Annotated in this window: 11 protein-coding genes; 9 read left to right on the plus strand and 2 right to left on the minus strand. The window is 40.5% G+C overall.

The features are described 5' to 3' along the window. Positions 1 to 59: 59 nt before the first annotated feature. Both DCO56_RS21820 and DCO56_RS21825 read left to right on the plus strand, forming a co-directional pair. Positions 60 to 2,477 (plus strand): ABC transporter permease, encoded by a 2,418-nt coding sequence (locus DCO56_RS21820; protein WP_108635865.1) that lies wholly within the window; start codon positions 60 to 62, stop codon positions 2,475 to 2,477. A 53-nt stretch (positions 2,478 to 2,530) separates the two neighbouring features. Further along, positions 2,531 to 4,933, plus strand: a complete 2,403-nt coding sequence (locus DCO56_RS21825) for an ABC transporter permease (protein ID WP_108635866.1) — start codon at positions 2,531 to 2,533, stop codon at positions 4,931 to 4,933. A 65-nt stretch (positions 4,934 to 4,998) separates the two neighbouring features. Here DCO56_RS21825 and DCO56_RS21830 read toward each other — a convergent pair whose 3' ends face one another. Both DCO56_RS21830 and DCO56_RS29595 read right to left on the minus strand, forming a co-directional pair. Next, positions 4,999 to 6,063 carry an AAA family ATPase gene (locus DCO56_RS21830; RefSeq protein WP_206531868.1) on the minus strand — a complete coding sequence of 355 codons (1,065 nt, stop codon included), beginning with the start codon at positions 6,061 to 6,063 and terminating at the stop codon, positions 4,999 to 5,001. Positions 6,064 to 6,131: 68 nt separating this feature from the next. After that, complete coding sequence (locus DCO56_RS29595; RefSeq protein WP_206531867.1) at positions 6,132 to 6,431, minus strand: ATP-binding protein; 300 nt, start codon at positions 6,429 to 6,431, stop codon at positions 6,132 to 6,134. Between the two features lie 353 nt (positions 6,432 to 6,784). Here DCO56_RS29595 and DCO56_RS21835 point away from each other — a divergent pair, with 353 nt between their 5' ends. From DCO56_RS21835 to DCO56_RS21865, 7 genes are all read left to right on the plus strand, one after another. Beyond that, entirely contained in the window at positions 6,785 to 9,193 is a 2,409-nt protein-coding gene (locus tag DCO56_RS21835) for an ABC transporter permease (protein ID WP_108635867.1), read from the plus strand. Positions 9,194 to 9,246: 53 nt separating this feature from the next. Continuing rightward, positions 9,247 to 11,628: an ABC transporter permease gene (locus tag DCO56_RS21840; protein WP_108635868.1), complete on the plus strand. Its 2,382-nt coding sequence runs from the start codon at positions 9,247 to 9,249 to the stop codon at positions 11,626 to 11,628. A gap of 33 nt (positions 11,629 to 11,661) precedes the next feature. Then, entirely contained in the window at positions 11,662 to 14,028 is a 2,367-nt protein-coding gene (locus DCO56_RS21845) for an ABC transporter permease (RefSeq protein ID WP_108635869.1), read from the plus strand. Between the two features lie 215 nt (positions 14,029 to 14,243). Then, the gene (locus DCO56_RS21850; RefSeq protein WP_108635870.1) at positions 14,244 to 16,607 is read left to right on the plus strand and encodes an ABC transporter permease; all 2,364 of its coding nucleotides are present in this window, start codon (positions 14,244 to 14,246) and stop codon (positions 16,605 to 16,607) included. 30 nt (positions 16,608 to 16,637) lie between these two features. Then, positions 16,638 to 19,016 (plus strand): ABC transporter permease, encoded by a 2,379-nt coding sequence (locus tag DCO56_RS21855; RefSeq protein ID WP_108635871.1) that lies wholly within the window; start codon positions 16,638 to 16,640, stop codon positions 19,014 to 19,016. Between the two features lie 31 nt (positions 19,017 to 19,047). Beyond that, positions 19,048 to 21,453, plus strand: a complete 2,406-nt coding sequence (locus DCO56_RS21860) for an ABC transporter permease (protein WP_108635872.1) — start codon at positions 19,048 to 19,050, stop codon at positions 21,451 to 21,453. A 50-nt stretch (positions 21,454 to 21,503) separates the two neighbouring features. Continuing rightward, positions 21,504 to 23,888 carry an ABC transporter permease gene (locus DCO56_RS21865; RefSeq protein WP_108635873.1) on the plus strand — a complete coding sequence of 795 codons (2,385 nt, stop codon included), beginning with the start codon at positions 21,504 to 21,506 and terminating at the stop codon, positions 23,886 to 23,888. Positions 23,889 to 23,899: the final 11 nt, after the last annotated feature.

Consider the following 23,899-nt stretch of genomic DNA (forward strand, 5'->3'; position numbering starts at 1 on the left):
AGGCAATCTTACTAAAAACAAATAACATACATAACTGAATAAATCAAAAAACAGCAACCATGATACAAAATTATATTAAAATAGCCTGGCGCAATATTCTCAAGAATAGAGGGTATGCCACCATAAATATCATAGGCCTTGCCATTGGCCTTTCTTGTTGTTTACTAATCGTTATTTATGTACAGCATGAACTCTCGTACGATAAATATCATCTCAACAAAGACCGCATTTATCGTGTCGTACATGACTATAAAGAAGTCGGTAGCACATCGCAGCAGCAGATCTGGGGGAATGCCCCAATTGGTGAGGCGCTGAAAGCTGACTTCCCAGAGATAGACAAGATCGTTCAATTCTCTGGGCAAACGTCCATCCTACTCAAAAAAGGAGAAAATAGGTTCCAGGAAGAAAATGTATTTTTCATGGATTCAACGGCCTTTGATGTATTCAGCTGGAAAGTCCTTGCCGGAAATCCACATACAGCACTAAAAAATGCATATTCCGTTGTATTAACAGAAAGCACCGCTAAAAAATATTTCGGCGACCAGAACCCTATCGGCAAAACCATTGAAGGTGGGCTCGCTGCTGGCCGCGCAGATGCAGGTTTATATACCGTAACTGCTGTGATGGCAGATGTGCCGGCCAACTCACACTTTACCTTCGATGCTCTGCTCTCAATGAGTACATTCCGAAAAGCAAGACCAGATGTCTTTGAAAAAGAAGGCTGGGGCTATGTGGACTTTTACACCTATTTTCTCGCCTCAAAAGACTTTGATCCCGTAAAATTCAATCAAAAAATACCTGATTTTCTCAAGCGACATATCCCGGTGCAAGAAAATGCCAATTCTAGATACAATTTCCATCTCGAACCCATGCTTCAGGCTTATATGCATTCTACGGCAGATCGTCAACCCGGAGCAACTGGCAGCTATCAAAATTTGTATATTTTTACGATCATCGGCGGGTTTATTCTACTGATTGCCTGTGTGAATTTTATGAATCTGGCTACTTCCAGATCCATGGAACGTGCCAAGGAAGTTGGTGTCCGAAAAGCAATCGGCGCTAATAAAAGTAATCTGATTCTCCAATTTATGTCCGAATCGCTGGCTCTTGTCTTTTTCAGTGGATTATTGGCAATTGTTCTAGTACTTGCTTTTCTCCCTTTTTTAGAAGCATTTTCTGGAAAACACCTGACTTATTCATCATTAATGAACGGTACTACTTGGTCAATATTTCTTTTGGCAACAACTGTCACCGGACTTTTAGCGGCAAGTTACCCAGCATTGATCCTGGCAAGCTTTCAACCAATTAAAGTCCTTAAAGGAGCTTTTAGCAGCAGTAAGGGCGGGACATTGTTACGTCGGGGTCTTGTCGTCTTCCAATTCTGTCTCTCCATCGCACTGATTGCTGGTACCGTAATCGTATTTTCGCAATTGAATCAACTGCAACAGCAGGATCTTGGATTTCAAAAAGCACAACGACTAATCATCGACTATAATTTTGACGAAAAAGTCAACAACAATTTAGAGGCAATCAAAAATACACTTGCAAAAGATAAAGATGTGCAGTCGGTGACAGCTTCACGCACCGTACCGGGAGCATTTTTTCCAAATGCCGGAACAGAGATTATGTCGACAGATGGCAAAATGACCGATTTCGCTCCATCCCTATATGAGGTAGATATAGACTTTATCCCCAATATGGGCATCAAGATGGTTGCGGGAAGAGCCTATTCACGTGATTTCCCAGCAGATACCGCTCATTCACTCGTTATCAACGAATCTGCGGCCAAATTATGGGGCTACTCAAACCCACAGGACATTATTGGAAAACAATTCAGACAATGGGGCAAAGAAGGTACGGTCATCGGTGTTGTAAAAGATTTCAACTACCTTTCTTTACATCGTAAAATTGAACCCCTAACCTTGCGTCTTGAACCGGGTAGCAGCCGTTATCTAGCCGTTAATTTACAACATGTCAATCAGCAAACGATCGACAGAATCGGTAAATTATGGGCTGAACTCGCTCCCCATCGTCCCTTTTTGTACAGTTTCTTAGACGATAATTTTAACCGTCAATACGAAGCCGATTATAATTTTAGAAGACTCTTTACCGCATTTTCAAGCCTTGCCCTTTTCATTGCTTGCTTAGGTTTACTTGGACTTGTGACTTATACGGCGCAACAGCGCACCAAAGAAATCGGGGTGCGGAAAGTTCTCGGTGCATCCATCTATAATTTAGTGCTATTGCTTTCTTCCGATTTTATCCGACTATTGGTCATCGCAATCTGTATCGCCACACCATTATCGTGGATAGCGATGAACAAATGGCTGGACAATTTTGCGTACCATATTGAACCAAAATGGTGGATGTTTGCTTTTGCCGGATTGTCAGCTGTATTCATTGCCCTGATCACCGTTAGCTATCAAACATTTAAAGCCGCTAAAGCTAATCCAGTAGACAGTCTGAGAGATGAGTAAGTAACATAATACAAAAACCGACTATATATAGCACGACACAATCATATACGATCATGATCAAGAACTACATAAAGACTGCATGGCGGAGTATCAGAGCCAACCGATTTTTCAGCATCCTTAATATTAGCGGATTAGCTATTGGCATCTGTGTTTCACTCCTTTTATTTGCCTTTATTCGTCAGGAACTGAGTTTTGATACCATGTATACAAAATCCAATAATATATACCGGTTGCACATGCAGCTGTCGGCGGAATACAATCGGGAGAAGATGATCAACCTGCCCAATGCAGTGGGCCCCGCATTGAAATCAGATATTGCACAGGTCGATAATATGGTACGGTTGGTAAAAGATGGCTTTGGAGCAACGGCTTCCATCCGCGCCGGTGAGGAAAATTTTAATGAGAGACAATTATACCTTGCAGATTCCACACTATTCTCCATCTTTGACTTCCAATTTATTGAAGGTAGTGTACATACAGCGTTCCTGAACAAAAAGAGTATTGTGCTTTCCCAATCAACAAAAGAGAAGTTGTTCGGAAACAGTGAAGCACTCGGCAAACTCATTTCCATTAACCAAAGGGATACTGTACAGGTAACCGGAGTATTCAAGGATCTCCCTGCCAACAGCACCCTGGACTGTAATATGGTCATGAATATTATGGATTCATGGATGGGGCAAAATGTCTATTGGAGTAATGCCAGTTATGAGACTTATATATTACTAAAAAAAGGAGCTGATCCAGCAATTGTTGCGCAAGAAGCAACTAAACTCATTGACAAATATGTCGAAAAAGATCACCGATATTTTACCGAATTTTTCCTACAACCATTATTAAAGGTACATCTTTACTCATCAAATCTCGGGGAGGGCGTCACCAAGCGTATGGGAAATATTGATACCATTCGCACGCTATCTATCCTTGCGTTTCTTGTTATCGTGATTGCCTGCATCAATTACATGAACCTGGCTACCGCTAAATCACAAAAAAATGCGAAAGAAGTAGGCGTAAACAAAGTACTTGGTGCTACCCGCAGCCAGCTCGTTGTCCGTTTCTTTGTTGAAACCGCAACGATTAGCCTTTTTGCTATGATCCTTGGCGTGCTGCTGTCTGTTATTCTGATTCCGCTGTTTAATACCATAGGCAGCACAAACATTACTATCCGACAACTTCTGAATTGGGATATGCTCGGAATATTAGCCATATCTTGGTTTGTTATCACACTTGTTGCCGGCAGCTATCCAGCCTTATTTTTATCGAAAATCAAATCGATAGCCTTGATGAATAAGGGCTATAACAAACAGGGCAAAACAGTTTTGGTCAGGCAAATTTTGGTGATATGTCAATTTACCATTTCCATTATTCTGATCATAGGCATCAGTGTAATGCTTACACAGATGAATTTTATTCGGAACAAAGATCTGGGTTATCAACCTGAACAGGTGGTATCTATCCCTATCCGTTCTTTCCGGAGCCATGAAAAACTCAATACACTGAACCAACAGGTCCAAAGCTTATCAAATACGCTATCCACCACGTTCGCACAGTCCATACCAGGAAGTAACGAAAGTGGAAAAACAACCTATAAATTAACAACGGACAAGCAAGGTCTGCCGACGTTAAGCTGCGTTACCTATGGAAAGACCGTAAATACGCTTGGATTAAAATTACTTGCGGGAACGGATTTGCCCGATATCTGGGGACGTCCAGACTCTACGTGCTACGTGTTGATTAACGAAAAGGTACTGAAATTTTTAGGGTATAAATCTCCCGGGGAGGCCATCGGAAAACATATTGTTACCGAGATGAGCCCGACCAATTCTATCATCACTGGTGTCGTCCAGGATTTCAATTATTCAAACCTTAAATCAGAAATTGGAGGTTACAGCTATTATACCATGAACGATCCTTCCGAATCGGCACGAAACTTACTGATCCGTTATAAAACAACAGATGTTAGCGGATATATTGAACAGGTAAAGAAGATATATATGGCCATTGCACCCGAAGCTGCATTCGATTTTTCGTTTTTAGATCAGCACGTACAAAATCAATATGAAAATGAAATTCGGTCATCCAATGTCATGAGCCTGTTTTCATTTCTTACCCTTTTTATAGCCTGCCTGGGTTTGTTGGGCTTAGCAGCCTATACAACCGAGGCACGAAGCAAAGAGATCGGTATCCGAAAAGTGCTGGGCGCAAGTGTTCCGAGCATTATTCACTTACTTTCATCAAATTATATCAAACTAATCATTCTTTCTTTTCTTATTGCTGGGCCGATTGCTTATTACCTCTTCAGTAATTGGTTAAATGATTTTGTATATCATATCGAGATGCCTTGGTGGGCATACCTGATTGCGATAATATCAGTCGCGCTGGTCGCATTTATCACAATAGGCTTCCAGACATTTAAAGCCGCACTATTGAATCCGGTAAATAGTTTAAGGGACGAATGATGATCCGGAAATAGCTTTCCATTTTGGACAAATCCGCAATTGGATTGTGGATTTGTTCAAAATAATCAACGATCAAAAAGGACATCCATAGTGAACGACTTCTGTACCAAGCCTGAATATTGTTCCAAATTACTAACACCAAAGGACGTCACCATGGTAAGAAAGAGCGTCTTTCGTGTATTGGATTGTTCCTTGAATATACGAAGTTTTTGACCAAGCTGTTCTGCATAAGATTTTGTCAATTGAAATGGATTGACAGAAAATTTCATTTCGCACACATTGATACATAAATCCTGCCTATCAATCAGTAAGTCAATCTGTACACCTACACCATCCTTCCATCCGCGCTGCCGCCAAGCAGAAACCTCCGTATATATTCCCTCAATTCCCAGCGCCTGTTTCAACTGATCTATATGTTTAAAACAAATCGATTCAAAAGCATAACCGCTCCAAATTTTCCAAGTGGACTTGTCAGCAAGCTTCATCCATGAGCCTGCAGTTCTAGTCCGACTGTTTGCTATAAAATGAAGGTAAAACAGTGAATACTCGTCCGTTAGCTTATAAATACTATCTTTTGATTGCTTGCCGAAAGGGATGTAAGGCTGAATAAAACCTGATTCCGCAAGCTCTTCCAGCAACTTGGTCGCGTGTCCGCCAGAAGTTAAGTCACAGGTTTTGATAATTTCCTTACGCGTCATTCCCGCACTCGTTTTTGCCAATGCGCGAATGATGTCCATGTGGTTTACCGCATCATCAAACAATGATCGATACAAGTTGTTGAACTCCTCCTGTAGTAAACCATCCTTTTGAAAACATAAACGATCTATCACCTGTGCTGTACTTTCACCCGGTTCAATTTCTTTAAGATATTGCGGAATACCACCCAATGCCATATAGAGCTGTATCAGTTGAAACCTATCAAGGGTAACTTTCCTGCTTTTTAGAAATGCTTCGGTTTCAGAAAGATTGAACGGAAGCAGACGTATCCGACGACTAACCCGGTTATGGAGGCCTCCCCGGTTGCGGACTACATTCTTGATCATCCAAGCCGCAGCAGAACCACAGATCACCACAATCAAGTTTTTTTGTTGCGAAGCCCACCTATTCCAAAAATTTTCAAACGCAGGCATAAAGCCCGACCTAGCGGTATTTATCCAAGGAAACTCATCAAAAAAAATAATACATCGCCGCTTTTTTATTAATGGAGCAAAATAGTTTTCGAGCATATCAAAGCCTGTAGCCAGTTACTTGGCACTGCCAATGGAATATTGCCCATGGTTTTGCCAAGAGCCATGCTAAAACTCTCCAAATGCTGTTTCAATGTAGCATGATGAGAACCTGAAAATTCAAAATCCAACGGTCGACTAAATCCGTTCCTGATGAGATAAGTCTTACCTACTCTACGGCGTCCATAAACAGCGACAAGCTCTGCATCACCCGACCGCTCTATTTTACGTAGCAGACTAATTTCCTCTAACCTACCTATAACAATACCCATAAAAACAAAGTTATATTATGCTAAAAGTAATAAAAAAAAGAGTTTTGGCGCAATATAAAAAATCATATCACGCCAAAAGCTATAAAAAAACAGAGTTTTGGCGCAATATAAAAAAAACATATCGCGCCAAAAGCTATAAAAACAACTCCTTATTTGTTCGGAAGCGAACAACATACTGTCCATTTTCGAACAACCCAACATGTGCTAAAAATAAAATTAAGCACTCATATACAACACATTACACTTATGGCAAACGAATTGATCTAGCTCTTTGCATAGCAACACCTGATACCAATCCTCCTGATTGAACTAACGGCGATGCTGCTCGTTGATTAACAAAAAACGAAGTAACAATGATTGCAAATTCACTTAAAACAGCTTACCGTTTTTTAAAAAAACATAAGTTGATTACGTTCATCAACATCACGAGTCTCGCGATTGGTATTACGGCGACTCTTGTTATTTTCTTAATGATCCAATACGATTATAGTTTTGACAAACATGTTTCCAATCAAAAACAGGTCTATCGCGTTGTCAGTAACGGTGAATTCAAAAACGCCGGTGTTTATGTACCATTAGTACGCACCATGCAGGCTGAGTTGCCCAACTTGGAAGCAGTAGCTCCTATTTATCGTAGCCATGTACAAAAACTTAAGGTTTCTTTGGCGACAGACAAATTTCAGGTTTTTCCAAAAGAGCAACAGATCGTTTTTACGAATAGTCAATATTTCGATATTTTTCCCTATAAATGGTTAGCTGGAAATGCCCAGACCTTAAATACAGCTGGCCATATTGTGCTTACAAAAAAGGCTTTAGAAAAATTTTACGGTAAGGAATCCCCCTCAGATGTAATCGGTAGGACAGTCATCTATGCAGATAGTATTCCATTGCAAGTGGCCGGAGTAATTGAAAACCCGCAACATAATTCGGATTTTAATTTTGACAGCTTCATTGCCGAATCAACGATCCCACAAAACAATAGTCTGAAAGATATGTATAGCTGGGACGCATGGAATAGTATATCCGACACGCATCAGGTGCTCATTAAAACAAAAGCACAACCTAATCCTCATCTACTGGAACGCAATATCGCTAATCTCCTTCAAAAATATAAATATAAAGAAGGAGAGAAAATCAATGATAAACTTGAGTTACAAGCGTTGGCAGATGTGCATTTTGACACGAGATTCAACTATGACGCTACTCACCCGGGAACGCTTCGCAATCTGATCCTGCTGGCCTTTTTCCTCCTCGCTTTGGGAGCCGTGAATTTCATCAACCTATCCACAGCTCAGTCTATTGAACGGGCCAAGGAAGTTGGCATCCGCAAAACACTGGGTAGTTCTAAGGCGACATTGATCAAACAATTCCTACTGGAAACATTCCTTATTACCTTATCCGCAACGATACTTGCTGTACTATTGCTTCCTTTATTCTTACATGTCTTTGAAGGATTTATTCCCAAAAACTTAAATTTGGATCGTTTGGACAAAACAGTTATTGCTTTCTTTCTGTTCGGGCAATTGATCTTAGTGACCTTACTAGCCGGATTTTATCCTGCTTGGGTACTGACAGGATATGCACCGGTACTGGCGCTCAAAAACCAGCTCGGAAAAAACACCAATCTTTCCCGCAGCTCGTGGCTACGCAAAGCACTGACCATCTTTCAGTTTGTCATGGCCCAGGCTTTTCTCATTTGTGTGCTTATTGTCGTTCGCCAAATCAACTATGTCACCCATAAAGATATGGGCTTTCAGAAAGACGCTATTGTCAATATCTACATCCCAGGGGCCTTCCAAAACTCTGCGAAAGGTGTCATCCTTAAAAACGAGCTCAAAAAGCTAACAGATATCAAGGCCATCAGCTTTGGGAATATCGCCCCTGCAATGAACGGCTGGATGACTACCGCAATCGCTTACGATCAATCGCCAAACAAGGAATCTCTGACCTTCGATGGCCGGTCGGGTGATGAGAACTATTTAGATGTTTATAAAATTCCACTTATAGCAGGAAGAAATGTCCGTTTACGGGATTCAACAAGTGAAATGTTGATCAATAGAAAAGGACTGGAGTTACTGCATATCAAGAATCCTCAGGATGCCATCGGTAAAACCTTCGAAAATGGACAAAATATCATCGTTGGTGTAATGGAAGATTTTGATTTGGCTTCTGCACGACAAGGGGTTAAACCGGTCCTGTATACAGGCAGCAAGACAGGATATGTACTCCATATCGCATTGGACCAATCGCATCCTGAAAACTGGAAAAACACGATCGACAAGATCACTTTAAGTTATAAATCGGTTTTCCCTGATGACGAACTGGATCTGCGCTTTTTGAATGAGGTTATTCAAAACTTTTATACACAAGAGAAACAGCTCTCTAAGCTCTTATCTTGGGCTGTGGGGCTCTCTGTATTTATTGCAGGATTAGGTTTATTTGGGCTAGCGATATTTACAGCCAATCAAAGGACAAAAGAGATTGGTATACGTAAAGTTTTAGGTGCTTCTGTTTTCCAGATCACATTTTTACTGCTTCGAAACTTACTTTCCCTGGTTGCCATAGCCTGTTTGGTTGCCTTTCCCATCGCTTATTATTTTATGCATAATTGGTTAAATGATTTCGTGTATCGCACTACAATAAATCCGTGGATTTTTGGTTTTTCTGCCCTGAGCTTGATTGCTTTCGCAAGCGTTGTTCTATCAGCCAAAAGTATTATGGCGGCAAAAGCTAACCCGGTAAATAGTTTGAGAGACGAATAGATCAAGTTGAACTTTCATTTATAACATGAATTAAAGACTTAAATCCTAAAACAATGATAAAGAACTTTATAAAAACCGCATGGCGTAGTATTTTTTCCAACAAGTTTTATAGCGCCATTAATATTTTAGGGTTAACAGCAGGATTAGTTGTAGGGATATTCTTATTGCTTTGGATTCAGGATGAACTATCCTATGACCGCTTCCATAAACATCATCGATCCATTTATAAAATTGGTATAGAAGGTGGCACCGGCATATCAAAACGGATCTCTGGGTCCATCATTGCTCCTGTCGGAAGCTCCGCTAAGAAGGAGATTCCTGAAGTCCAAGATGCTGTACGCATATTTAAAATCGGTGATGCCGCCCTAAAATACAAGGAAAAAAGATTCAATGAAAAAAACCTTGCATTTGTGGACCCTAGCTATTTTAGTGTTTTTGACTTTTCTTTAATGCAAGGCGACCCAAAGCGACCTTTCCCCGATAACAATTCCGTTGTGATCACCCAAAGTACGGCACACCGCTATTTTGGCAATGAAAATCCTATTGGAAAAACGGTAATATTGGGCATTGAAGATCTCTGTGTTGTCTCTGGCGTCATTGCCGATTATCCGGAAAACTCTACCTTTCAATTTCAGGTCTTACTGCCGATATCGCGATTCAATGAACACGCTTATATCAAAAACAAAACGACCTATGACAATAAAACCTTTCTATCCTCCATGGATGAAGATTGGTCCAATTTTTCGTTTGAAACTTATCTACAGTTGAGACCAGATGCCAACCCGGCAACTATCGCGCAAAAATTACAATCCATACACGAACGGAATAAACCCGAAGATGCCCCTGTACCATATGTTACACAAGCGCTGGCAAAGGTACATCTGTACCAGATGGACGGTAGTGATGGGGGGATAGGCACTGTTCGAATTTTTATAGGCGTAGCCATCATGATCCTTGTCATCGCAAGCATCAATTATATCAATCTTTCTACTGCACGTTCTTTGTCCCGCGCCAAAGAAGTGGGTATTCGTAAAATTATTGGGGCCGGAAAAAAGGAACTTTTCTTCCAATTTATATTGGAAACAACTCTGCTCTTTACCATTGCCTCAACCCTGGCATTAGCAATCGTTTTTAGTTGCCTTCCTTTGTTTAATAACTTCTCCGGAAAACATATTTCGCTGCAGCTCAGCAATCCTACGCTATGGACAAGCATATTGACCATGCTCATCGGTACATTGCTGCTCACCAGTATATATCCCGCCCTCCTTTTATCGAAATTTGATCCGATTAAGGTATTGAAAGGCCGGTTTGCCCTAAAAAATTCCAGCGCACGGAAAATACTTGTTGTCTTGCAGTTTACAGTCTCTATTATCCTGATTACCCTGACAATTGTTATCGGTCGCCAATTGGATTACATAAAACATCAAAATTTAGGCTATGAAAAAGATCATATTATTTCTATTGGCATGGCACCAAAGATGTCTAAGCATTTTGATGCAGTCAAAAGTGAACTTCTAAAAAACAAGGATATTGATGCCGTTATCCGTCTTGGTCGGGATATGGTCTATGGGGGTGGTTCCACTGGAGACAACGATTGGGATGGAAAGCCCAGCAAATCAAATCTCTGGTTCAATATTACGTATTCGGACCAGTCTGCGCTTAGCTTTTTTCAGATAAAACTTACGCAAGGTCGTAATTTTACGGGCTCAACAGCAGATTCAACACATTTTATTGTCAATGAAACGGCAGTACGCGAAATGGGACTAAAAGATCCCATTGGCACACGCCTACGGATTCGAACTGTTCCCGGAACAATTATCGGTGTGGTAAAGGACTTTAATTATGCAAGCGCGAGGCAGAAAATTGAGCCGATGGTATTCCAATACAGCCCCAAAGATTGCTGGCAGCTTTATATCAAAACAACAGCTTCCGGAGCCAAATCTGCTTTGAACTCAATGCAACAGATCTGGAAAAACTATTATGATGATATGCCTATGAACTATAGTTTCCTTGATGAAAGCTACCAAAAGCAATATACGAATGAACAGAAACAAGGTACCTTATTCAATTTCTTCGCACTGATCGCTATCCTGATCTCCTGTCTAGGACTCCTGGGATTATGTACCTATACCGCACAGGTCAAAACCAAGGAGATTGGGATCAGAAAGGTTCTTGGAGCCACCGTATTCAACATTATAAAACTATTAAACAAGGAATTTTTAGTCTTAGTAATTCTGGCCAATGTCATCGCTATACCGATCGCTTTGTATTTCAGCATAAACTGGCTCAATGGCTTTGCCTTTAGAACGACACTCCCCATGACTATATTTTTATATGCAGGTGGGATAACAATTGCTATTGCATTATTTACCGTTAGTTTCCAATCCATCAAAGCTGCTTACGCCAATCCCGTAAAAAGTCTGCACGATGAATAGCTTATATCTAAGGACCAAAAACAACACCATAAAATGATTCGATTATTCCTAAAAACAGCACTTAGAAATTTAAAACGCAACCCGCTAAATACGGCAATCAATATTCTTGGATTATCCCTTGGAATTACAGTCGCATTGGTAAGTACACTGTGGATCTCGAAACAGTTTTCCTTCAACAAGCATTATGAAAACCATGATAGTATTTATCAGATGATGATGACGGGAACTTTCAATGGTGAAAAATCTACGGATGGGACTTCCACGCCCATTCCGTTAGCTAAGGTTATTGCATCAGATTTCACCGATGAAATTCAAGATTTAGCATTGGTCACCGATATGGAAAGTAATACGATCAAAGTCGGTGACAAGAAACTGAATGCCTCTGGCTTTTATGCAATGGGCAAATTTTCAGAACTATTTTCGTTCGAATCTGTACTGGGAAATACGCTCACTCCAACGGCAACCTCCAGCATCATTATCTCCGAATCATTGGCCAACGCTCTAATGGGATCGGCTGATGTGATCGGGAAAACTATTCAGCTCAACGGGAAGGAACAATATACGATACAAGGAGTTTATAAAGATATACCTGAAAACAACACTTTTCACGGGTTGCAGTATATTTTGCCGTTTGTAGATTACCTCCGTAAAAATGAAGGCATAGACGAAAAATGGTCAAACTGCTTCTTTAGTACCTTTGGTAGAATCGAAAACCCGCAAAATATCCCCGGGATAGAGCATAAACTAACCAGCATCTTTAGAACAAATCTGACGGATATCAACCCCGAGATTCTGTTGCACCCCATGTCCAAATGGCATCTCTATGACGCTTTCAAAAATGGTAAAAATGTCGGTGGACAGATTCAATATGTCTGGATGTTTGCCTGGATCAGTGTGTTTATTCTTTTGTTGGCCAGTATCAATTTTATTAACCTCAGTACGGCCCGAAGTTTAAAAAGAGGAAAGGAAATTGGTATTTTAAAATCGGTCGGTGTCAACCGCCGGCAACTGATTACCGGATTTTTAGTTGAATCCATCCTGTCCGTATCCTGTGCTTTTCTGATAGCGCTTATAATAAGCACTTTGCTTCTTCCGTGGATAAATGCCATTACCAAAACCACATTAGCTATTCCATTTACGAGTATTCAATTCTACCTATACTCCTTTTTGGGGATTTTCTCTGTTGGAATCCTGGCTGGAATTTACCCTGCGCTATTCTTATCCTCTTTTAATCCGATCCTTGCGCTCAAAGGAAAGATGAACATCGGCAAAAGAGGATTCAATGCCAGAAAGGGAATGGTTGTTGTACAATTTGCGATTTCCATCTTTTTGATGATTGCAACCTATCTGGTGATCAAACAATTGCACTATACAAAAGACCGTCCGATCGGTTATAAAAGTTCAAACTTAGTAAACGTTACTAGCAGCAGTCAGTTAATTTCCAAAAACTTTGAGATCCTAAGAAAAGAATTGATTGATCAAGGCCTGATTCAGGAGGCATCACTCACTTCGAGTTTTGTCAATAAGCTCACTTTAACTGGCGGTGGTTTTAACTGGCAGGGGAATGAAACAAAGGAAGGATCCATTATGGGCATTTTCACCGTAGATGAAAACTTTGCCAACACTGTACAATGGAATTTTTTGAAGGGAAGAAATTTCTCCAAGGATTTTAAGACAGATTCCACGGGAGTAATCATCAATGAAGCTGCGGCCAAATTTATGGGGGTTACAGATCTGACAAGCAAACAATTGTCTAAAAGAGGGATTAACTACACAATTATCGGTATTATACAGAATACCTTATCTGAATCCCCATTTAAGTCGATTACGCCAACAGCCTATTTTCTTGATTTTCTACCAAAAAATAAAATAACACTCAGACTGAATGAACAGCAAGATATCAGTCAGACAATGAAAGCAATCGCACAACAATTCAATCGCTTTGATCCAGATCTCATCTTTGATTATGCATTCACAGATAAAGAATACGCCAAGCAATTTGAGCAAATGGAAATGATCAAAAGCCTGACCAGTATTTTTACGGGGCTCGCCATACTGATCTCCTGTCTTGGACTATATGCTCTGGTGGCATTTCTAACCGAGCAACGTGAAAAAGAAATTGGTATCCGTAAGGTTCTTGGCGCATCAGAACTTGGTTTATGGAGATTATTATGTACCGAATACATCTGGTTAACATTGATCGGATTTCTTGTTGCTGCCCCCTTGGCTTATCTCCTAATGGAATCTTGGCTTGAAAATTATGTCTATCGTATATCAATTACCTGGACTGTATTTGCGGTTACAGGCTTAACAGCCTTAGTCATTACCTTGTTGACAGTTAGTTATCAAGCGATCAAAGCAACCTGGGCAAACCCCGTGAAAACATTAAGAAGCGAATAAGACCAATTTGTTCGGGGACGGACACCAAACTGTCCGTTTCCGAACATTTAGGTTTAAAAAAAACCAGAACAAAACCCTAAAAATCAAAAGATTACATTTATGGCAAACGAATTGAATTAACCATTTTCTATTGTGCACGACCATGAATACAGCTATCCATTTGGATAAATGGATTATGGACTAGTAAATTATGAAAAATTCAAAATATCAATTCGATGATAAAGAATTACCTTAAAATTGCATGGCGAAACTTGTGGAAAAGCAAAGGCTACTCTGCAATCAACATCATTGGGCTTTCCATTGGTATGGCTGCTGTACTGATTATTGGCATATGGGTGCAAAACCAGTTGCAATTCGATAATTTTTACAGCAATAAAGATCGCCTGTATAAACTTTGGAATAAATATCAAAATGATGAGGGAAAAATAAGTCTAATGGACGTCACCTCAGGGCGAGCAGCTCCTGCCCTATTAGAAGATTATCCGGAAGTAGAACGCGCAGCTCGCATGTATTTTAGTACAAACAGACTACTGTCGTTTGATGATAAAAAAATCAAATCAAAAGGAAACGAGGTAGACCCGTCATTTCTACAGCTATTTGATTTCAAACTTCGACGGGGAAATAATCATCAGGCCCTAGCAGAAACAAAGAATATCATTTTAACAGAAAGCTTAGCAAAAAGTATATTTGGTAATATCGATCCATTGGATAAAACCATTACGCTCGACAATAAGGAACCTTATAAAGTTTCTGCTGTTATGCAAGATTTGCCAAGTAATACCAATTTCGATTTTAATTATCTGATCCCGTTAGCTGATGCTAGTAAATATTCACCAAATTGGAATACAATTACGTTCTCAACCTACGTGCAATTAAAATCGGGAACCAATATTGAGGCTTTCAATAATAAGCTCATCAATATTATCGAAAAAAAATCCAACAAGGAGCTAAAAGGATCGCTGTTTCTGTATCCAATGTCCAAAATGCATCTGTATTCCAGATTCGAACAAGGTATTCCAGTTGGGGGAAAGATTGATCAGGTTAAGCTGGTTGCAGGAATTGGTCTATTGATACTATTGATTGCCTGCATTAATTTTATAAATCTTAGTACCGCCCGCAGCCAAAAAAGAGCAAAGGAAGTTGCTGTACGAAAAGTTGTAGGAGCTAGACGTCTCAATTTAATTGTCCAATTTCTTACAGAATCAGTCCTGCTAGCTTTTATATCGGGCTTAAGCGCGATAGTATTGACTAAGCTTACGCTCCCGTTATTTAATAAGATTTTCGATAGGCCGTTATTCTTTTCGTTCTCAGATACAACAATATGGCTGTCGTTGATAGGCTTTATCTTCATAACGGGACTATTGGCTGGATTATATCCGGCATTTGTACTGTCCGCTTTCAAGCCCATTAAATCATTAAAAATATTTGCACGGTCAAAAAAATTTCCCTTGAGTTTTCGGGAATTATTGGTTGTTCTTCAATTTAGCATAGCTGTTATACTGATAATTGCTACCATTGTCGTCAGGCGGCAAATTGAATATGCAGGACAGCGAGACGTTGGCTATAATACCGCTCAATTGCTCGAAATAGGAATGGAAGGTGATTTAGGGAAAAATTATGAGGCCATCAGATCAGAATTGATCAATAATGGGGTGGCTACAGCCGTCACAAGGATAGGATCATCAATCACTGGTAGTTCTGGAAATTCCTGGGGTGGTTTTTCCTGGGCAGGAGCTACTCCTGAGCAAGAGAAAAAAATGGGATTTGATCTGGGAAGAGCAGAAAGTGACTTTGTCAAAACACTCGGATTAAAGCTCATAGCAGGACGTGATATCGATTATGCAAGATTAGCAGCCGATAGTACTGCTGCACTGCTGAATGAAGCCGCCGTCAAAGAAATGAAATTGAAAAATCCAATCGGAAGTTATCTCAAATGGGGAGACGGAACTTATACCATCGTGGGCGTAATAAACGACTATATCAGCGGTTCTCCTTATAATCCGGTAAAACCGATGCTTATATACGCGAATAAGACAGCACTATTCAATTTGGTTATCCGTACAAATCCCAACGCTTCGATGAGCGACCAGCTCAAAAAAATCGAACAAATTATTAAAAAATTCAATCCCGCGTATCCCTTCGAGTATCAATTTGTCGATCAAAAATTTGCCACTAAATTCAAAGACCAACAACAAACAGCCCAGCTCGCTTTCATCTTTTCGGGGCTAGCGATCTTTATTTCCTGTCTGGGTTTATTTGGATTAGCATCATATATCGCCGAGCTGAGGACCAAAGAAATTGGTATTCGTAAAGTACTGGGCGCCTCAGTAAGCGGAATTACGGCGATGCTATCCAAAGATTTTGTCAAGCTTGTTATTATTTCTATTCTAATTGCTTCACCTATTGCATGGTGGGCAATGAATAAATGGCTGCAGGATTTCTCTTATCGAACCGAAATACAGTGGTGGAATTTTGCATTAGCAGGCTTAGCAGCCTTGGCTGTCGCCTTCGTAACGGTAAGTTCGCAAGCAATTAGAGCGGCAAATCACAATCCGGTGAAAACATTAAGGGACGAATAATTATCCGTTATTATATTTAGCAGAAACAACATGATCAAGACATACATCAAAATCGCGTGGCGGAATTTGTTAAAAAACAAAGCTTTTTCGGCAATTAATATTCTCGGTTTGGCTATTGGTATGGCAGGTGCTTTACTTATCGCACTGTGGTTACAGAACATGTTAGGCATGGATCGATTCCATGAGAAAAGTGACCGACTTTATATTATTAGTAATAGAGACATTTATCAAGGCGAATTACAAGCCTGGACAAATACACCTAAAATAATGGGACCTACACTGAAAAATGATTTCCCTGAAATCGAAAGTTTTACGCGTATCGAGCAAGATGATAAATTTCTAACGAGCTACGGTGATAAAAATTTAGTTTCAAGCGCCAGCTTTGTCGATCCCGGCTTTTTCAATATGTTCAGCTATCCATTACTTAAAGGGAATAAAACCAATCTACTTCAAGATGCGAATTCAGTTGTCATTACGGAGCAATATGCGAAGGCTCTTTTTGGTGACAATGATCCAATAGGAAAAACGATCAAAATAGAATCAAAGTATTTGGTAACCGTCCAAGCGATCGTAAAAGATCCTTCCAGCTACAGCAGCTTGCAGTTTGATTATCTGCTTTCGTGGGATTTAGCTAAGAAAATGGGTTATGTAGATAAAAATTGGTCTAACAATTCAACATATACATATGTATTATTACGGGAAGGGATAACATTGGAAAACTTCAATGCAAAAATCAGACTTTTCAGCCAAAACCATATCAATGTAGGTGACAATGAAATTAAGTCTACAAACGAAATATTTGCTTTTCCTTACAAAGATACCTATTTGTATGATAGAAGCGAGCAGGGAGAATACACGTCTGGTCGTATACAATTAGTCCGTTTGTTTACCTGGATTGGCGCTTTTATTTTGCTTGTTGCCTGTATTAATTTCATGAATCTCAGTACAGCTCGCTCCGAAAGAAGAGCCAAAGAAGTTGGCGTACGCAAAGTAATCGGTGCTCAACGAAAAAGCCTTATCCTACAATTTATTGTCGAAAGTATCTTAATAAGTATTGCCGCAATGGCACTTGCACTTGTATTTATTGTATTGGTGCTCCCCGCTTTTAATAATTTGGTTGAAAAAAATCTCACGATCTCCATCCTGTCCGGTAATACCTGGTTGTTCTTAATGGGTTTCACTCTTTTGACTGGAATATTGGCAGGAAGTTATCCCGCATTTTTTTTATCCTCATTTAAACCTTTGAAAACACTAAAAGGAAAATTGAATACTTACGATAAGGGGATTAGTATACGCTCCATTTTAGTTATTGTCCAATTTAGTCTTGCTATTATTCTAATCGTTGCTACAATCATTGTTTATCAACAAATCCAGCACACAAAAAATCGAGATAGAGGGTATAATGATAATGGATTGCTAGCGACCAAATTTTCTGGAACACTGGAAAAAAACTATCTGAGTCTCAAGAACGAATTATTAACTAGCAACGCTGTCATTGCAGTATCTAAAAACATGTCCCCTGTGACAAATCGCTATAGTAATGGTTGGGGATTTAGCTGGCCAGGAAGTACTGAAAGTGATAAAAAATTCTCTTTCGACCGTTTTAGTACCGATGCCGATGCGATTAAAAACTTAGGTTTTAAACTCATAGCCGGACGGGATATTGATGCGTATAAATACAAGACAGATAGCGCAGCGATATTACTTACAGAGTCTGCCGTAAGGAAAATGCGTTTGACGAATCCAGTTGGCCAAACGGTCAATGGAGATGGTAGAGATTGGACAGTCGTAGGAATAATCAAAGATTTCGTCATAGAGTCTCCTTTTCAGGAAAGTTATCCTATGATCATTCTAGGTCCGCATTCTTGGTTTACCACGATTCATTATCGTTTGAATACGAATCGCGGCATCGCAGAAAATTTGAAAACAATAGAATCAATCTTTAAAAAATTCAATCCGGATTATCCTTTTGAATACCAGTTTATCGACAAAACCTATGAACAGAAATTTAAAGAAACGAAAGCTATAGGTACACTCGCAATGGTATTTGCAGGATTGACCATCTTTATTTCCTGTCTCGGTCTTCTCGCATTGATCGCATATATGGCCGAAACCCGGATGAAAGAAATTGCCGTGCGCAAAGTCCTCGGCGCAAGTGTTGCACAAGTAACCTCTTTGCTGTCCGTGGACTTTATTAAATTGGTGATAATTGCTATTCTGATTGCTTCACCAATAGCCTGGTGGGCCATGGACAAATGGTTGCAGGATTACAGTTACCGTATCCAGATCCAATGGCATTACTTTGTTATTGCAGGATTAATGGCAATATTAATCAGCATGGCAACCATAAGTTATCAAGCCATTAAAGCAGCACTTAGCAATCCGGTGGATAGTTTAAGGGACGAATAAAATAAATATTACTAACCAACACAACCCGATTATGATAAAGAATAATCTAAAAATAGCGTGGCGGAATCTAAGAAGAAATTCTTCCACCTCGATCATTAATATCACTGGGTTAGCCTTGGGTATTGCAATCTGTTTGCTGATAAGCCTATATGTTGCTGATGAGTTCAGTTTTGACCGTTTCAATACAAATGCGGATCGAATTGTACGTGTGGTCTTCCGCGGTACGGTAAAAGGGGGAACGATGAATGAGGCTCATGTCATGCCACCGGTGGCGGCAACAATGAAAGCTGAACTAACCGAAGTACAGGAGACAGCACGTTTGAGGCAAGGTGGGGCTCCCTTATTTTTGGTTGGTGATAAGATTTTTCGTGATGAACAGATGGCCTATGTTGATGCTTCTTTCTTTAAAATATTTACCCTGCCCTTTATCAAAGGTGATGCTAATACAGCAGTGAAGATGCCTTATACTGCGGTCATATCTGAATCCATGGCACGCAAATATTTTGGAACGACAGATGTCGTAGGTAGGGATCTCACCATAAAAGGCGACCAAAATAGACTAAAAATTACCGGAGTAATGAAGGATATCCCCAGCAATTCGCACTTCCATTTTGATATTTTCACCTCAATGACGGCGCTGGAGGACTCCCGTTCAAACTCCTGGATGACATCCGAATATTATACCTATGCACTGCTTGCAGAAAATACCTCATTAAAAAATCTGGAAAAAAACTTAGCGACCCTATTTGACAAACATGTCGGTGCTCAATTTATGGCCGGGTTCGGAATGAGTTACGAGGATTACAAAAAATCAGGCAATACAATAGGTCTCTATTTGCAGCCCCTGACCGATATCCATCTGCACTCCAATTTTGGCTACGATCTAAGTCCATCGGGTGATATCCGATATATTTATATTTTTAGTGCCATAGCATTGTTTATGTTATTGATTGCGACGATCAATTTTATGAACTTATCTACAGCCAGTGGTTTCCGGAGAAGTCGGGAAGTAGGTGTACGGAAAGTACTCGGTGCCGACAGGCAAAGCCTGATCCGTCAGTTCCTCTTCGAAGGCATTCTGCTGACCTATCTGGCTTTGTTTCTGGCAGTCGGCATTGTTTTACTGGCCCTTCCCTTATTTAATCAATTATCGGGTAAGTCCATTGCCATTCAACAGCTCGATTTTGCCCGCATAATCCCCCTCCTGCTCGCATTCGGATTATTGGTCGGTCTATTTTCGAGTACTTATTCGGCTCTATATCTAGCTGCTTTCAATCCTTTGACCGTATTAAAAGGGCGTTTGTTGCGATCTACAAAACGATTCAATCTCAGGAGCAGCCTTGTGGTCTTTCAGTTTATGATTTCCGTGGGACTCATTTTCTGCACCGTGGTTGTCATCCGACAGCTCGATTATATGCGGAATATCAAATTAGGCTATGAAAAGGAGAATGTCATTGTGATCCAGAGCTGGCCCTTGGGCAAAAATGAAAAAACTTACGTCAAGCTGCTATCCGAAGATAGCCGCGTAAAACATATCTCCCGCTCATCGTACCTGCCCGCTGGAGAAACTAACAACAATAACTTCTTTGTCTATCCGGACGGAAATACAGAAAAATGGGTGAAAACACTGCGTTATGACATAGATGAGGAATATATTGCTGCGATGGGTATGCAGCTTAACGAGGGGCGAAATTTTTCGAAAGCTTTTGGGAACGATACCTTATCCATTATCGTGAATGAAACCGCAGCAAAAGATCTGGGCTGGAAAGGGAAAAGCCTTGGCCATACATTGACCAATAAGGATAACAAAACCTATCGTGTCGTGGGTGTCGTCAAAGATTTCCACTTTAAATCGCTGCACGAACCCATTTCACCACTGGTGATGGTACTGAGCGATCAAGCTGGGAGCCTGATTGTCAAAACACAGACAAAAGATACCGAGGCCCTGATTAAAAAATTGAAAGCTGTCTACGACTCGTTCCCTTCCGATATTCCATTCAACTATTCTTTCCTCGATGATCGCTATGCCCAGACCTATCAGGCCGAAGTCAAAACAGGAAAATTGTTAAGCATATTCGCCGGACTGACGATTTTCGTCGCCTGTCTGGGTTTATTTGGATTAGCTATTTTTACGGCAAATCAGCGCCGGAAAGAAATAGGTATACGTAAAGTCATCGGCGCCTCTGTTCCCGGTATTACAGGGATGCTTTCAGCAGAATTTATCAAACTTGTCCTGATCGCCATCGTGATTTCTTCACCGATAGCCTGGTGGGCGATGTACAAATGGCTGGAAAATTTTGCTTACCGCATTGAAATGCAATGGTGGATGTTTGCCGTTGCAGGACTAATCGCTGTATTGATCGCACTGCTGACAGTGAGTTCGCAAGCCATCAAGGCGGCTGTGGCAAATCCGGTTGACAGTCTGCGGGAGGAATAATCTCCTATACGACAAAAACAATGATATTGTAAACGCAACACAATAAAATTATGATTAAAACATATTTCAGATCAGCGCTACGACAACTATTGAAACATAGCTACTATACCTTTTTAACAATTGCTGGTTTAGGTCTGGCAATTGCATGTAGTTTATTTATCTATAGCTATAATAGCTTCCAATATAGTTTTGATCAGTTTCATACCGATAAAGAACTTACCTTTCTAGTCGTACAGGATCTGAAACTAGAGCAGGTCGAACATAGCAAAGGCGGATCCTATGCCATGTACAATGCTATTTCACGTGAAATTCCACAAGTGGAACGAACAGCATTGTATATGGATAATAAAGACCTTACGCTACGGATAGCGGATCAGTTGTATAAAACGGAGGGCAAAGCCGCTTTTGTTTCATCGGAATATTTCAACACCTTAAATTTCCCCTGGTTAGCGGGATCCCCAAAAGATCTGGATCAGCCCAATACCGTCGCGTTGACCAAAACAATGGCCAAAACTTATTTTAATAACGATAACCCCTTGGGCAAAACGATCTTGGTCGACAGCAAATTTCCAGTGAAAGTTGTGGGTATCATAGATGACCGTAACAAAAATTCAGACTTCCGTTCAGAAATCTATTTTTCGCAAAGTTCTGTTTCTACTTTATGGCAAATCCCTCAAAACGACGGGTTCTTTAATAATTGGGGCTACTCCAACTCAAGCAATAATATCCTTGTCACCTTAAAAAACGCCGCCGATAAAAATACAGTCGAGCAAGCCATACATGCGCTGGTTGCCAAGTACTGGCACAAAGATGTACTACAGACATTCAGTTATAAACTCCTGCCCTTAACAAGTTACCATTTTGACACAGATTACGGAAAGGGAACACAACGTACACTTCTGAGTATCCTGGTCGCAATTGCCATCGGAGTCAGTATCATGGCATTGGTCAATTACAGCAACATCACCTTTGCCAGACAAATGAACCGCAGTGTAGAAATGGGCGTGAGAAAGGTACTGGGTTGTTCCAAAAGGCAACTCTACATTCAGTTTCTGATCGAAACCCTGATCCTGACCGCTGCTGCTATTATCTTCGCTTTAGTTTTATTGCTGATCTTTTCCAATTGGGCAAACCAGGCTCTTTTTCCACATGAACCTGTACAGATTGTCCATCCTCGGTCATTTATAGCTATCATTGGTATCATCTGGGTTTTAACGAGCCTGTTGACCTCCATCTATCCCCTCATTTTTGTCAATAAGATGGACATCCAGCAGGCATTGAAAAAGCTGACCATAGGCCCCTGGAACTTTAGTCGCAAAACGCTTATTGTTTTTCAGAATATGATCGCCATGACGCTGCTGATCGCCACTTTTGTTATTGTCTTACAGGTAAATCACCTCAAAAACACAGATATTGGATTCAGCAGGGAGCAGGTTATCCTGCTTCCGTTCACAAAAAAAATGATCCAATCAAAAGCGAAAATCGCTCATTTCATCAGCAATAGAACCGATGTTCAATCGTACACTTTTAGCGATAATCCACCTTCATCTGAAAAGGTATGGGGCGGAACCATCCAGTTTGACAACAGAACAGAATGGGAAAAATGGCCTGCCCGATACGCTATCGGGGATTCTGCTTATATCAGCACTTTTAACATCAAATTATTGGCAGGAAAAAATTTCAACGACAATCCCCAGAAACCTGAATTTCTGATCAATCAAAATATGGCTACCGCATTGGGCTATAAAGATCCTAATGATATTATCGGCAAGTCTTTAAACGCCGGTGGGCTGAACGAAGAACAAGTAGGAACAATTGTAGGAGTTGTTGCGGACTTTAGCACCAATTCGCTGAACGAGCCCATCTCCCCTACCGTAATTGGGTATAATGAAACGCGGTTAAAAAATGTAGCGATTAAACTGAAGGGTACCGATCACCAACTGCTCGTGAAAGATCTGGAGCAACAATGGAAAAATTGGTATCCCGATGAAGTGTTCCAATACAAATTCTATGATCAGCAGATTGCTCAGCTCTACAAGAAAGAAGTATTACTGGAAAAACTAATCTGGATCGCCGTTATCGTCGCGATAAGCATCAGTATGCTCGGTTTTTTGGGACTGCTCTCCATTAACATCCTAAAACGGACAAAAGAAATCGGAATCCGAAAAGTGTTAGGTTCTTCGGTAACAGGTATTATTGTATTGTTGTCACAAGATTTCTTTAAATGGATAACAATTGCTTTTTTACTTGCTACACCACTTGCGTATTATCTTATGAACCGCTGGCTGGACAATTTCCCTTTTCGGATCAGTATGGGCTGGTGGATCTTTGCATCCGCTTTCTGTGTTGGACTTATGTTAACGATTGCCGTGGTATCCCTCCAAGCAATAAAAGCGGCCACATCCAATCCTGTTGATAGTTTACGGGACGAATAGGAAAGGAAGCT

This window comes from Sphingobacterium athyrii, from assembly GCF_003071065.1.
GTDB classification, from domain to species: Bacteria; Bacteroidota; Bacteroidia; order Sphingobacteriales; family Sphingobacteriaceae; genus Sphingobacterium; species Sphingobacterium athyrii.